14 protein-coding genes and 1 tRNA gene are annotated in these 12555 nt (G+C 61.1%); 4 read left to right on the forward strand and 11 right to left on the reverse strand.

The genetic code is table 11. The annotated features are described in order from the left end of the window. The 5 genes from BSG20_RS28665 to BSG20_RS28685 form a co-directional block, all read right to left on the reverse strand. Window positions 1-690: electron transfer flavoprotein subunit beta/FixA family protein (locus BSG20_RS28665; protein ID WP_093041542.1), on the reverse strand; the 690-nt coding region annotated here is incomplete at its 3' end. Between the two features lie 171 nt (window positions 691-861). Next, complete coding sequence (locus BSG20_RS28670) at window positions 862-1650, reverse strand: rhomboid family intramembrane serine protease (protein WP_072380844.1); 789 nt, start codon at window positions 1648-1650, stop codon at window positions 862-864. Between the two features lie 41 nt (window positions 1651-1691). Next, window positions 1692-2270: a cob(I)yrinic acid a,c-diamide adenosyltransferase gene (locus BSG20_RS28675; RefSeq protein ID WP_072380846.1), complete on the reverse strand. Its 579-nt coding sequence runs from the start codon at window positions 2268-2270 to the stop codon at window positions 1692-1694. Between the two features lie 24 nt (window positions 2271-2294). After that, complete coding sequence (locus BSG20_RS28680) at window positions 2295-2498, reverse strand: twin transmembrane helix small protein (protein WP_007790735.1); 204 nt, start codon at window positions 2496-2498, stop codon at window positions 2295-2297. Between the two features lie 20 nt (window positions 2499-2518). Then, window positions 2519-3352 carry an SDR family oxidoreductase gene (locus tag BSG20_RS28685; protein WP_072380848.1) on the reverse strand — a complete coding sequence of 278 codons (834 nt, stop codon included), beginning with the start codon at window positions 3350-3352 and terminating at the stop codon, window positions 2519-2521. Window positions 3353-3430: 78 nt separating this feature from the next. Between BSG20_RS28685 and BSG20_RS28690 the strand changes: the two genes are divergently transcribed. After that, window positions 3431-4345 (forward strand): YihY/virulence factor BrkB family protein, encoded by a 915-nt coding sequence (locus BSG20_RS28690; RefSeq protein WP_072380850.1) that lies wholly within the window; start codon window positions 3431-3433, stop codon window positions 4343-4345. On the opposite strand, the gene gluQRS is transcribed toward BSG20_RS28690, so the two are convergent. After that, window positions 4310-5191, reverse strand: a complete 882-nt coding sequence (gene gluQRS, locus BSG20_RS28695; RefSeq protein WP_072380851.1) for a tRNA glutamyl-Q(34) synthetase GluQRS — start codon at window positions 5189-5191, stop codon at window positions 4310-4312. The two genes, BSG20_RS28690 and gluQRS, sit on opposite strands and share 36 nt — an antisense overlap. Here gluQRS and BSG20_RS28700 point away from each other — a divergent pair. Together BSG20_RS28700 and BSG20_RS28705 are read left to right on the forward strand one after the other, a co-directional pair. Then, window positions 5190-5876, forward strand: coding sequence for a DNA-3-methyladenine glycosylase family protein (locus BSG20_RS28700; protein ID WP_072380853.1), 687 nt, complete (start codon window positions 5190-5192; stop codon window positions 5874-5876). The genes gluQRS and BSG20_RS28700 overlap by 2 nt on opposite strands. Before the next feature lie 111 nt (window positions 5877-5987). Further along, entirely contained in the window at window positions 5988-6545 is a 558-nt protein-coding gene (locus BSG20_RS28705) for an HNH endonuclease (protein ID WP_024317008.1), read from the forward strand. Between the two features lie 21 nt (window positions 6546-6566). Here BSG20_RS28705 and BSG20_RS28710 read toward each other — a convergent pair whose 3' ends face one another. The 3 genes from BSG20_RS28710 to BSG20_RS28720 all read right to left on the reverse strand — a co-directional run bounded on the left by BSG20_RS28710 (window position 6567) and on the right by BSG20_RS28720 (window position 9570). Next, on the reverse strand, window positions 6567-7079 hold the full coding sequence (locus BSG20_RS28710) for a disulfide bond formation protein B (protein WP_072380855.1): 513 nt from the start codon (window positions 7077-7079) through the stop codon (window positions 6567-6569). 22 nt (window positions 7080-7101) lie between these two features. Next, on the reverse strand, window positions 7102-7698 hold the full coding sequence (locus BSG20_RS28715) for a YqaA family protein (protein ID WP_072380857.1): 597 nt from the start codon (window positions 7696-7698) through the stop codon (window positions 7102-7104). A 123-nt stretch (window positions 7699-7821) separates the two neighbouring features. Then, entirely contained in the window at window positions 7822-9570 is a 1749-nt protein-coding gene (locus BSG20_RS28720) for a cation:proton antiporter domain-containing protein (RefSeq protein ID WP_072380859.1), read from the reverse strand. 278 nt (window positions 9571-9848) lie between these two features. Between BSG20_RS28720 and BSG20_RS28725 the strand changes: the two genes are divergently transcribed. Then, window positions 9849-10979, forward strand: a complete 1131-nt coding sequence (locus BSG20_RS28725) for a glycosyltransferase family 39 protein (RefSeq protein ID WP_083540018.1) — start codon at window positions 9849-9851, stop codon at window positions 10977-10979. Between the two features lie 67 nt (window positions 10980-11046). On the opposite strand, the gene BSG20_RS28730 is transcribed toward BSG20_RS28725, so the two are convergent. Beyond that, window positions 11047-11131 (reverse strand) — tRNA-Leu (locus BSG20_RS28730). Window positions 11132-11251: 120 nt separating this feature from the next. Continuing rightward, window positions 11252-12550, reverse strand: coding sequence for an MFS transporter (locus BSG20_RS28735; RefSeq protein ID WP_072380861.1), 1299 nt, complete (start codon window positions 12548-12550; stop codon window positions 11252-11254). Window positions 12551-12555: the final 5 nt, after the last annotated feature.

Raw genomic sequence — 12555 nt, forward strand, 5'->3', positions numbered from 1 at the left:
GACGCCGGCCTTGCGGCCGGACGGCTCCTCGGTCTTCAGCACCTTGAGGCGCGGTGCGGTGGAGACACCGAAATCGGCCGGGCTCTTCTTGTCGAGCGGCTTCTTCTTCGCCTTCATGATGTTCGGCAGCGAGGCATAGCGCGGTTCGTTCAGACGCAGATCCGTCGTGACGACGGCCGGCAGCTTGATCTCGATCGTCTGCAGGCCGCCATCGACTTCGCGCGTCACCTGAGCCTTGCCATCACCGATCTCGATCTTCGAGGCAAACGTCGCCTGCGCCGAACCGAGCAGCGCTGCGAGCATCTGGCCGGTCTGGTTCGAGTCGTCATCGATCGCCTGCTTGCCTGTGATGATGAGACCCGGCTGTTCGGCCTCGACGACGCCCTTGAGGATCTTGGCAACCGCAAGCGGCTCGACCTGATCGTCGGTCTCCACCAGGATGGCGCGGTCGGCACCCATGGCAAGCGCGGTGCGCAGCGTTTCCTCGGCCTTGGCAGGACCGATCGACACGACGATTACTTCGTCGGCCTTGCCGGCTTCCTTCAGCCGCAGCGCCTCCTCGACCGAGATCTCGTCGAACGGGTTCATCGACATCTTCACATTCGCGAGCTCGACGCCTGTGCCATCCGGCTTCACGCGGATCTTCACGTTGTAGTCAACCACCCGCTTCACGGGGACGAGAATTTTCATGGGGTCCTTCCTTCAACTCTTTCGCCAAGAAAATGCGCGTTTCGGCGCTGCTCCGATTGTCGAATGGCGACATGGATACGCGTTTTTCCTCCAAACACAACGCTTCCATGACGCAGACAGGCAAATTGATCCCGTGAATATATTACGTTTACGTTCACGTCAATATTGGAGTTATGGCTTGCCCCAGGGAAGGCGCGGGCGCAACTGCTGGCCGGGCGCCACGACCATGGTCGGGTTGGGGATGGGCCGGTCCCTGACGGCCTTCGGCGTGACGACTTCTCGATCAAAGAGTGGGACGCCGCGGCGGCGCATCACGAGGACCAGCAGGCCGCCGGCGACGATGCCGCCAACATGCGCTCCCCAGGAAATACTGCCATCGGGTTCGATTAGCAGCATCACGAATTGTTGGCCGATCCAAAGAAGGAGCGGAACGAAGGCCGGCAGTGGCAGGGGCACGCGCATCAGCACCAGGACCCAGACCTTCACACGCGGATGCAGCACGACGTAAGCCGTGACCACGCCTGAAATCGCGCCGGAGGCGCCCACAAGCGGCGCTTCCGATGTCGTCCCCACCAGGCCGTGGAAGAGCGCACCGGCGGTTGCGCAGAGCAGATAGAAGGCAAGGAAGCGAAGATGCCCCATCGCGTCCTCGACATTGTCGCCGAACACCCAAAGGAAGAGCATGTTCGACGCGAGGTGCCAGAAGCCGGAATGCACGAACGAATAGGTGATGTAGGTCAGCGGTTCCGGCGTGAAGGCCAGCGCCGGCTCCAGCGTCGCATAGTGAAAGGCGACCGCCGGAATATAGCCCAAGCCAACGATCGTCGCCTGCGACGCAGACGGGCTGGCGACGACACCAGTGAACAGCCAAACCGCGACATTCAGCGCGATCAGCGCCATCGTCACCCACTGGACCTTGATATGCTTCAGCGTATTGGCGTCGTGCAGCGGTATGAACATGAAGCCTGCCCCCGGCGTTCGCGTCACATAGTCGGGGCAGCCTACCTGTTTTTTCCTGGAACCCAAAGCACATCCGCGTGGCCACGGTCATTGGCGTGGCGGGCGGCGACGAAAAGGAAGTCCGAAACGCGGTTGACGTATTTCAATGCGGCGTCGCTGACGACCTCGCCATCTGTCCGGGCAAGCTCGACCATCAGCCGCTCCGCACGGCGTGCGATCGTGCGGGCGAGATGAAGATGAGCAGCAGCCGAATGCCCGCCCGGCAGCACAAAGGACTTCAAAGGCTGCAGGTCCGTGTTCAACTCGTCGATGTCGCTCTCGATGCGGGCGACTTGGCTGTCGACTATGCGCAGCGGTTCATGTGCCGGTGGCTTGCCATAATCCGGCGTTGCAAGGTCCGCACCAAGGTCGAAGAGGTCATTCTGGATCGACGTCAGCATTCTCTCCAAGACGGGCATGCCCTGCATATGCAGCCGCGCGACGCCGATGGCGGAGTTGGCCTCGTCGATGGTGCCGTAGGCCTCGACGCGCAGATCGTATTTCAGTCGACGCGGCCCTGAAACAAGCGCGGTCGTGCCGTCGTCACCTGTCTTCGTGTAGATTTTGTTGAGCCTTACCATGTCTATCCCCCTCTCTCCTTCCGCTTAGCTAGGGCGGCCGCCACCGGTTAGCCAGAGCGTCAGCATGATCAGGAGCACGGCGATCGCCTGCAGCAGTACGCGCAGCTGCATCAGCTTGTTGGAAAGGTTCGGATTGCCGCCCTTCATCATGTTGAAGAGGCCACGAATCAGCACCAGGGCGACGATGCCCATGACGATGATCGCGAGGATGTAGGTGACCGTGGACATGCTGGCTCTGGCTTTCTTGATTAGTCCACCAAGCGCATCAGGCGGTAGAAAAGGTCGGCGGGCAGCAGCCTTTTCAGCACCATACCCTGCTTTGCCGGCGTGGTTACGGGGTAATGTGGTTTCGGATTGTTCGAGTTCAATGCGTGCTTCAACACGGCATAGACGGCATCCGGACCGAGCTTATGTCGATTGGGACGGCCCGAGCCGTCAAGGCGTGCAAGCTGACGGCGGTAATCTGCCGCATGCACCGAGTTCTTCACGTCGATATGTTCGTTGATTTTCGCGAGCGCATTTGCCGTGAAGCGGGAGGCAATCGGCCCGGGTTCGATCAAGCTCACATGAATTCCGCTGCCCTGCAGCTCCATGCGAAGGCTGATGCTGAGGCCCTCGAGAGCGAATTTGGAAGCGGTATAGGCGCCGCGGAACCGGTACGGCACGACGCCGAGGATCGATGAGCACTGGACGATCCGGCCCTGGCCACGCTTGCGCATCGCTGGCACGACCTGGCGCGTCAATTCGTGCCAGCCGAAGACATTCGTTTCGAACTGGGCGCGCAGGGCGTCGGTCGGAAGGTCCTCGACGGCGCCGGGCTGCCCGTAGGCGCCGTTGTTGAACAACGCGTCGATACGCCCGCCGGTCAGCGCCGTCACGTCGCGCACGAGATCCGAAATCGTGTCGCCGCGCGTGTAGTCCATGCGGAAGGCCTCGATGCCGTCGGCTTCCAGCGGTGCCAGATCACCGAATTTCCGCACTGTGGCAAAGACCCGCCAGCCGTCGGCCTTCAGCGCGCGGGCGCAGTATGCGCCGATCCCGGAAGAGCATCCGGTCACGATGATGGTGCGCTGATCCGACATGGAATGATTCCTGTACAAAATGGGAGTGGTTTCCCATATTCGAACGGGCGACACAACGACGAAAGCCCGGGAGACGGAATGCCGAAGATAATGCGCATCTTCTATGATGTGGTCTACGACGCTATCTGCCACCTTATTGAAGACGACGGCTTCGCGATGGCGAGCCATGTCGCATTGTCCACCCTTCTCGCAGTCTTTCCATTTCTCATCTTCGGGACGACGCTCGCGACCTTCCTGGGCGCCGACCAGTTCTCGGACAGGGCGATCCACCTGATCTTCGATACCTGGCCGGAGGCAATCGCCAAGCCGCTCGTGGATCAGGTCATCCAAGTTCTGACGGTGCCGCGTGGCGGCCTGCTGACCGTGTCCGTGCTGGCGGCGGCCTACTTCGCCTCGAACGGGGTCGAGGCACTGCGAATTTCGCTCAACCGTGCCTACCGTGTCCAGGAAACACGGCCGTGGTATCTCACCCGCCTTGCAAGCCTTGGCTATGTCCTGATCGCCGTGATTATCTTTGCGGCTGTCAGCATCCTGCTTGTGGCCGTGCCGCTTGCCCTCGATTATGCGCGCCAGTGGTTTCCGCTCTTTGCCGATACCCTTGAGGTCGTCTTCAGCTGGCGCGTCTATGGCACGCTGTTCATGCTGACCGTCGGCCTCTTCGTCGTGCATCTATGGCTGCCGGCGGGGCGACGCCGCGTGTTCGACGTCGTGCCGGGGGTGCTGGTGACGCTGCTGCTCTGGTTGGCGGGCGCCTTGATCTTCGCCTACTACCTCGCGACCTTCGCCAATTACACTGCGACTTATGCGGGTCTGGCGTCGGTGATGATCGTTCTGATCTTTCTCTATATGGTCAGCGTGATCTTCATCATTGGCGCGGAGCTCAATGCTGCCCTCCTGAAGTTTCGCGTGCGCGCGATCTTCAAGAACAACTTCCTGGGCGGCGGTCAGGACAAGACGTCAAAGCCCGACAAGGTGGCGGATCTCCGCCGGTGACAGGCCGCGTTCGCGAAGCTCGGCAAGCCCGGTGTCGCTTCGGCTTTTCGAAAGCTTGCGTCCGTCTTCATCAGTGATCAGACGATGGTGGTGATAGACCGGCGCGGGCAGGCCAAGCAGTGTCTGCAGCAATCGATGCACTGAGGTCGAAGGAAAGAGATCGAGCCCGCGAACCACGTGGGTGACGCCTTGCAGAGCATCGTCCAGGACGACCGAGAGATGGTAGCTCGACGGCGCGTCCGATCGCGACAGAACGACGTCTCCCCAGGCGCCAGGATCGGTAGCTATCCGGCCGCGGTTGCCATCTCCCGTTTCCTCCCAGGAAAGGTGCTCGCCCACGACCTGCAAGGCCTTCGTCATGTCGAGCCGCCAGGCGTGTTTCAGGCCTGATGCGAGCAGTTGCTGCCGGTCGAAATCGGAGCGCTTGCGATCATCCGGTGGATAGAGCGGCGAGCCGTCAGGGTCCCTCGGCCAAGGCCCGCCATCTGCTTCGGCGGCGCCGACCCGCGTCTTGATCTCGCCCCGGGTCATGAACGACGGGTAGGCGAGCCCTTCGGCAATCAAGCTGTCAAGTGCCGCCTGGTATTCCTCGAAATGCTCCGATTGTCGCCGCACCGGTCGTTCCCAGTCGATGGCGAGCCATTCGAGGTCGGCATAAATCCCTGCCTCGAATTCGGGTGTACAGCGTGTCAGGTCGATGTCTTCTATACGCAGCAGGAAGCGTCCTTCCGCCGATATCGCCATGTCTCGGTTCAGAAGGGCCGACAATGCGTGGCCAAGATGAAGCGGGCCATTGGGGCTCGGCGCAAAACGAAAGACAGGCTTTTGACGAGGATTCGCAGTCATGCTTTCTTCTGCCACGGATTCGATAGGATCGCGAGGAAGCGTGTTGATCATTCGCAGCGATGATGATGTGAAGGAGGGGCTGGGGAACCTGCTTCGCCTCGATCCGCGGCTTGCACCCATTGCGGCCGAGGCCGGCCCCCTCCCTTTGCGGTTGCGCGAACCGGGTTTCGAGGGTCTCGCACACGTCATCGTCTCGCAAATGGTGTCGCGAGCCAGTGCCGAAGCGATCTGGAGACGGATGCGACCGGTCGAAGGCGTGCTAACGGCTGACAACTACGTGCTTCTCCATCCCGACGCGTGGCGGGAGTTCGGGCTCTCGCGCGCCAAGGCGCAAACGCTGTCGCGCATTGCCGACGCGGTTGCTTCTGGGCGCCTCGATCTCCTTGCGCTCTCTGCGTTACCGCCCAACGAAGCGCTGGCTGAGCTTACGGCCCTCAAGGGAATAGGTCCCTGGACCGCCGAGGTCTACTTGATGTTCTGCGGCGGCCACGCGGACGTCTTTCCTTCCGGCGACGTCGCCCTGCAGAACGCGGTGGCTGCGGCATTCGGTCTCGATGCCCGTCCGCCTGCCCGCGAGCTTGCGTCGTTGGCCCGTGCGTGGTCGCCATGGCGGTCGGTCGCGGCAAGGCTTTTCTGGGCCTATTATGCCATCAAGCTCGGTCGCGGCATGTTGCCGATCGACTGAGCGATGGCGCTTTGCATCGCGGCATTGATGTCTGAATTTATTAGACTTCACAATGCCGTCACAACCGGCCTAATATAAGAGGGCAGATGCCGAATCGATCAGGAGAGTCCCTTGACGATTGCAGTTTCCCCACAGGCCCTGCCGGCGCTCGTCCTGAACGCTGACTACAGGCCCCTGAGTTATTACCCCTTGTCGCTTTGGTCCTGGCAGGACGCGATCAAGGCGGTGTTTCTCGACCGTGTGAATATCATTGCAGAATACGAACATTCGGTGTCTTCGCCGAGCTTTTCGATGCGGCTTCCGAGCGTCGTCTGCCTCAAGACCTATGTTCAACCTTCCCGCAATCCGGCCTTTACCCGCTTCAACGTATTTCTGCGCGACAAGTTCGAATGCCAGTATTGCGGCGAGCACGACGACCTGACCTTCGACCATGTCATTCCGCGCGCTCATGGCGGCGAGACGACATGGCAAAACGTCGTTGCGGCCTGCTCACCCTGCAATCTGAGAAAAGGCAGCAAGCTGCCGAAACAGGCTGGCATGTTCCCGCATCAGAAGCCGTACCAGCCCACGGTGCAGGACCTGCACAATAACGGCCGGCTTTTCCCGCCGAACTATCTGCACGACAGCTGGCTCGACTATCTTTACTGGGATAGCGAACTGCAGCCCTGATCAGTCTCCCATCCGTCGGCCTCAGGCCGTTTTGCGGACGCCGAAGAAGGCGAAGGCCGCTAGGATGAGGCTTGCGATGACGTTCCAGCCCGCGAAGGACAGGCCGAGGATGCGCAGCGCGGCGTCGGTGCAGGACGGACCCTTGATGCTATTCAGCTCGCCCAATAGGTCGCCGGCGTTCTGCGTCATGCTGCCTGCCGTCGTGGAGCAGGTTGCCGGCCCTTGCCAGAACTGCCACTCGACACCGGCGTGGTAGACACCCATACCAGCCCCGACGATCATCAGGATGCCGGCGGCGAGCAAGAATGCGCGACCGATCCAGCTGGGAAGACCGACTGCCGAAGCGATCGCGCCAAGGATCGCGATCGGAATCCCGTAGTAGTAGGGCTGGCGCTGCAGCAGGCAGAGCGCACAGGGGATGTACCCACCAAGATATTGAAAGCCGAGCGCGGTGCCAACCACCACCGCCATGCCAAGCGCGAGCACCATCGAGTAGCCGACGACTGGGCGAACAAGGGACAACGAGACAGGCATGAGAGGACTCCGCGCAAATGGCTCAGTGGGCAAGTAGTTTATAAGCAATCCCGAGAGCGATGGCGACGGCGGCAATAACACCCGCAACCTGCCCAAGACGCTTTTCGATGAAGTGGCGGATCGGCTCGCCGTAACGGCGCAGCAGCCACGCGAGGAAGAAGAAGCGTGCGCCCCGTGCCACGATCGCCGAAATGACGAAGAAGCCGAGATTCATGTGAATGACGCCGGCGAGGATCGTCACGACCTTGATCGGCGGCAGATGCGCCAAGCCCGAGGTCACCAGCAGCAACAGCAGGATTTCCCACTCGTCGTGGATATAAATCCGGAGCTGCTCGAAGGCATCGAGCTTTCCGTAGAAGTCCAGAACCGGACGGGCGATCGCGTCATAGGCATAGTAGCCGAGCGCCCAACCGGCGATGCCCCCAAGGACGGAGGCGACGGTCGCGACCAGCGCGTAGCGATAGGCGCGTTCCGGTTTTGCGAGCGCCATCGGCAGATAGAGAACGTCGGCAGGAACCAGAAAGACAGAGCTTTCGACGAAGGCGATAACGGCGAGCCAGACTTCGGCCGATTTCCGGGCTGCGAGAGACATGGTCCAGTCGTAGAGTCTGCGGAGCATTCCAATCCTTTCGCGTCAAGCGCATGAGCTTTATGGGGCGTCGGTGCGGCTGTAAATGCCTGCTGTGTCCTTCGTAGGGTGACGTGCCAAAAAAATCTCCGTGATCAAACTGAGGCGCTGAGCTCAGGAGTCGACGCTGGAGGGCTGATCGCGCTTCTGCCGCATGACGTTCATTTCTGTTCGTTCGCGTGCCATTTCGCTGACGGCCTGACGCAAAACCGGATGCTTTGCCGTGAACATGTTGAAATCGCGCCTTTCCAGCACAAAGAACTGGCAGAAATCCACGGCGACGACGTCTGCTGTGCGGCGTCCGCCACTGAGCAGCGCCATCTCGCCGAAGAAAGCGCCAGGGTCCAGTCGGATCGGCTCACCCGCCAGCTGCACCTCCACCGCCCCTGACGACAGGAAGTACATGCCATCGCCTCGGTCGCCCTTGCGCATCACGCGCTCGCCGGGCAAGGCAGATTTCGGCTGGAAGAGGAGCAGCAATTCCTCCTGCGAATCCTCGTCCACGTTGGCAAACAGTGGAAAGGTTTCGATAAGCTCTTGTATCTCGAGCTGATGCTTGCGCTCGCGGGCTTCGTTGATCGCCCGGATCTTTTCAAGTTCGCGGCCGAGTGCCTCATGCCGGCGGCGGCCGAAATGATTGCTGAGGGCCGGCCATCTGGTGTGCACCTGGGTGTGTAGCGCTTCGGCGCCCATGCAGACGAGCGGATTGAGCGTGATCGAAATGATCGCGGACGCGAGGATGATATCCTGCCCGTCATTCGGCAGCAATCCGAGGGAAACGCCGAGACTGGCAAGAATGAACGAGAATTCGCCGATCTGCGCCAGTCCGCCTGATACGGTCAGCGCCATTCCGATCGGATAGCGAAGCATCACCACGATGAGGAAGGAGATGATGGTCTTGCCGACGATAATCAACGCCAGTGCGCTGATCACAGCCATCGGCTGGCGCACCAGAATAGAAGGATCAAACAGCATGCCGACAGAGACGAAGAATAGCACTGAAAAGGCATTTTGAAGCGGCAGCGAATCGGCAGCGGCCCGATGGCTGAGGTTGGATTCGCTCATTACCACGCCGGCGAAAAAAGCGCCGAGTGCGAACGAGACGCCGAAGATTTGCGCGGAGCCGAATGCGATGCCAAGCGCTATGGCGAGGACCGTCAACGTGAAGAGTTCGCGTGAACCGGTTCTAGCGACCAGCGTCAGGAGCCAAGGGACGATCTTTGGTCCGAGAAAGATCGCCATGACCGCAAAAGCGCCGACTTTCAGAAGTGTCAACGCTATCGTCACGGGAAGCGGCAGCCCGGCGCCTTGTGCAATACCGCTGGCGGCATGGCCGCCGAGCAATTCGGCAACGGCGGGCAGAAGCACCAATGCTAGAACCGTGGCAAGGTCTTCGACGATCAGCCAGCCAACGGCCACGCGGCCGCTGGCCGAGTTGAGCAGGTTCCGCTCCTCCAAGGCTTTCAACAGCACAACCGTGCTTGCTACCGACAGGCTGAGGCCGAAGACGATCCCCGCACCCAGGCCCCAGCCCCACCATCTGACGAGCCCGACACCGAGCAGCGTGACGACAACGATCCGCGCGATCGCGCCCGGCACGGCGATCCCGCGCACCGCGAGCAGATCGGCGGTGGAAAAATGCAAGCCAACGCCGAACATCAGCAGGATGACGCCCATCTCTGCCAATTGACTGGCAAGCCCGGCGTCGGCGACGAAGCCGGGCGTCATCGGCCCCATGGCGATACCGGCCAACAAGTATCCGACAAGCGGCGGCAGACGCACTCGATCGGCGATATAGCCGAGTATCGCCGCGCAGACGAAACTCACGGCAACTGTGGCAATAAGCGATACTTCCTGATGCACGCGTGCACTTTCCCTCTTGGCGGGCGCAGTTTGGCCGAAACGCCCGAGAAATTAAACAGTTGATTTGCAACGCCCGGCCAATTGATGGGTCGGGCGAGATTGCGGCGGCAATGCTGCGAGGGATTGGACGCACAAGCGTTGCGTTGGAGCAACGCTCCTCTTCGGAACAGCGCTGGTAAGTCCCCGAAATTGCAGGTGAACCGCTATACAGTCCATCAGAGGAATTGCATATTTCCGTCACTGAATATCCGTCCAAGCCGAATGCATATGGGGCCGAATTGACTGATACTGCTGATGGTTCATATGTTTCTGCCCGGCCTGCCACGCGGCTAAGCACACTCCTGCCGATCCTTCTGGTGGCAACATACTTCACCGCCAGCTTCATTCTTAGGCTCTTGCGTGGTGGTGATCTGGCGTCCGACGAGGCACAACAAGTTGCGTTCTCGCATGCGTTGCAGCTGGGATACGGCGATCAGCCGCCGCTCTACAACTGGCTGTTCTACTGTTTTGGCAAGATCTTCGGCGTGTCGGTCGACACACTCGCCTTCCTGAAAAATGCCACGCTGCTGGTGAGCTGCATCTTTCTCGGCTTGGCGGCGCGCAAAGTGGCGGGGGGGCGCGACACTGCTTGGATCTCCGTCCTCGGCCTGCTCAGCCTGCCCGCGATCTTTCTGCTCTCCCAGCGGGATTTGACTCATAGCGTTGGCGCCTTCGCCGTCGTTGCATTCTTCCTGTACGTGCTGGCACGGATGGCGGAACGGCCATCGGTCGGCAACTATGCGCTTCTCGGTGCGGCTGCCGGCATGGGATTCCTCGCAAAGTACAATTTTGCGATCATTCCCGTCGCGACGGTTATTGCACTCCTGCTCGAACCTGGACTGCGGCGATTGGTGCTCACCTGGCGGCTGGCGGTGACCATCGCAGTTGGTCTCGTCGTTGCTGGTCCGCATGTCTATTGGGTCGTTACCCATCTCGATACGGCAACTGGCGACACGCTGACGAAGATGCGGGCTGCAACGAGCAACGAGGCTCCCAGCCAACTGAGGGCTGCCTGGCAGTTGCTGGCATCGATTGTCAAATGCTCCGCATTAACGCTCGCTGTCTTTGCCGTCGTCTATCGGGGTCATATCCGCACGATCTTCGCCGCGACCAGCCAATGGACACGCGTGATCGGCCGAATGCTTGTCATCAGCATGATTCTGGTCTTCGTGATCATGCTCGCCGTCGATGCGACGTTGATGCGTCCGAAGTGGATCTCGATCTTCTTCGTGGCTTTCCCGCTCTATCTGGCGTTCAAGGTCGATGCGGCAGGTGTTCACGTCCCCGGCGCAATCGGGAAGCTTACCATGCTCGTCGGGGCGCTGATCTTCGTTTTCCTGGGCGTCGTTTTCGCTGCGAGTTTCCACTGAGGGCGCCATGTGACGCGGTGCTCCGGCCGATGGAGTGAAACGCGATCAGATCAGGGTTTGTTGTCGGTGGTGCCCCATGCCGGGGTCGAACCAGCACTTCTTTCGAAACTCGATTTTGAGTCGAGCGCGTCTACCAATTCCGCCAATGGGGCAACGGATACCGACGAGGCGGCTGTCTAGCATGCGTTCGCCCGCGCGCGCAAGACGGCGGGCGAAGTTCTCGGCTTGATTTATTGGAGTTTCCGGCCTGCCGGCTGCGGCCGGAAACGGCATCAATGCGCGCCGGCGGCGGCGGGCTGATGGAGGCCCGACTTCTTCAGCGTGATCGCGAGGATCGAGGCGAGCAGGCAGAAGGCGCCGGCGATGAAGAAGGCGGGCAGATAGCTCTGCAGTTCCGTGCGCGACCAGCCGGCGCCATAGGCGGCGGTTGCCGCTCCCAGCTGATGGCCGGCGAAGACCCAGCCGAAGACGATGCCGGCTTTTTCGCGTCCGAAGCGGTCGGCGGCAATCTTGACGGTTGGCGGCACGGTGGCGATCCAGTCGAGGCCATAGAATACGGCGAAGATCGACAGGCCGTAGAAGCTGAAGTCGCTGAAGGGCAGGAACAGCAGCGAGAGGCCACGCAGACCATAGTACCAGAAGAGCAGCCAGCGATTGTCGAAGCGGTCCGAAAGCCAGCCGGAGCCGATCGTGCCGAAGAAATCGAAGATGCCCATCACGGCAAGCACGCTAGCGGCAGCCACCGGCATGATGCCGAAGTCACCGCAAAGCGTGACGAAATGCGTCTGGATCAGACCGTTGGTGCTGAGGCCGCAGATGAAGAAGGTGGCGAACAGGATCCAGAAGGTCGAAGTGCGGGAAATTTCCTTGAGAACCGTGATCGGGGCCGCGAGCATCGCCAGCAGGCCGGACTGCGCCGGCGGCGGCGGGGTAATGTGTTCTTCGCCGAATGCCGGCAGGTCGAGGTCGGAAGGGCGGTCGCGCATGAAAGCCAGCACGATGAGGGCGGCCAACATGATCATGCCGCAGACCAGAAAGACCGTGGCGCGCCAGCCGTAGCGTTCCGTCAATTCGGCCATCAGCGGCAAGAAGACCAACTGCCCGGTCGCCGAGCTCGCCGACAGCATGCCGACCACGAGGCCGCGATGCTTGGTGAACCAGCGGGCGGATACGGTCGCGGCGAGCACCATTGCGGTCAGCCCAGTGCCGAAGCCGACGACGACGCCCCAGAGCAGAAGCAGCTGCCAGAGCTGGTTCATGAAGAGCGAGCCGACGAAGCCGCTGCCGATCAGGGCCATGGCGAAGACGATGACCTTGCGGACGCCGAAATAGTTCATGAAGGCGGCGGAGAACGGTCCCATCAGGCCGAACAGAATGAGTCGGACGGCGAGTGCAGAGGATATCTGCGAGGTCTCCCAGCCGAACTCGTCCTGAAGCGGCTTGATGAGGACGCCGGGGGCGCCCATCGCGCCGGCGGTCACCAGCATGGTGAGGAAGGTTGCTGCGACGACCACCCATCCATAGTGGATGTTGCGTCGCGCCAGCGATGAGGCAAGTGCAGTCGATACCATGGGGC

It is taken from the genome of Rhizobium tibeticum (genome assembly GCF_900110205.1).
Classification (GTDB): Bacteria; Pseudomonadota; Alphaproteobacteria; order Rhizobiales; family Rhizobiaceae; genus Rhizobium; species Rhizobium tibeticum.

Excerpts from the sequence above, each read along its gene's own strand:
- BSG20_RS28670 (WP_072380844.1), bottom strand. The coding sequence starts at position 1,650 with ATGTTCATACCGCTGCACGACGCCAATACGCTGAAGCATATCAAGGTC.
- BSG20_RS28675 (WP_072380846.1), bottom strand. The coding sequence starts at position 2,270 with ATGGTAAGGCTCAACAAAATCTACACGAAGACAGGTGACGACGGCACG.
- BSG20_RS28680 (WP_007790735.1), bottom strand. The coding sequence starts at position 2,498 with ATGTCCACGGTCACCTACATCCTCGCGATCATCGTCATGGGCATCGTC.
- BSG20_RS28685 (WP_072380848.1), bottom strand. The coding sequence starts at position 3,352 with ATGTCGGATCAGCGCACCATCATCGTGACCGGATGCTCTTCCGGGATC.
- BSG20_RS28690 (WP_072380850.1), top strand. The coding sequence starts at position 3,431 with ATGCCGAAGATAATGCGCATCTTCTATGATGTGGTCTACGACGCTATC.
- BSG20_RS28700 (WP_072380853.1), top strand. The coding sequence starts at position 5,190 with ATGCTTTCTTCTGCCACGGATTCGATAGGATCGCGAGGAAGCGTGTTG.
- gluQRS (WP_072380851.1), bottom strand. The coding sequence starts at position 5,191 with ATGACTGCGAATCCTCGTCAAAAGCCTGTCTTTCGTTTTGCGCCGAGC.
- BSG20_RS28710 (WP_072380855.1), bottom strand. The coding sequence starts at position 7,079 with ATGCCTGTCTCGTTGTCCCTTGTTCGCCCAGTCGTCGGCTACTCGATG.
- BSG20_RS28715 (WP_072380857.1), bottom strand. The coding sequence starts at position 7,698 with ATGCTCCGCAGACTCTACGACTGGACCATGTCTCTCGCAGCCCGGAAA.
- BSG20_RS28735 (WP_072380861.1), bottom strand. The coding sequence starts at position 12,550 with ATGGTATCGACTGCACTTGCCTCATCGCTGGCGCGACGCAACATCCAC.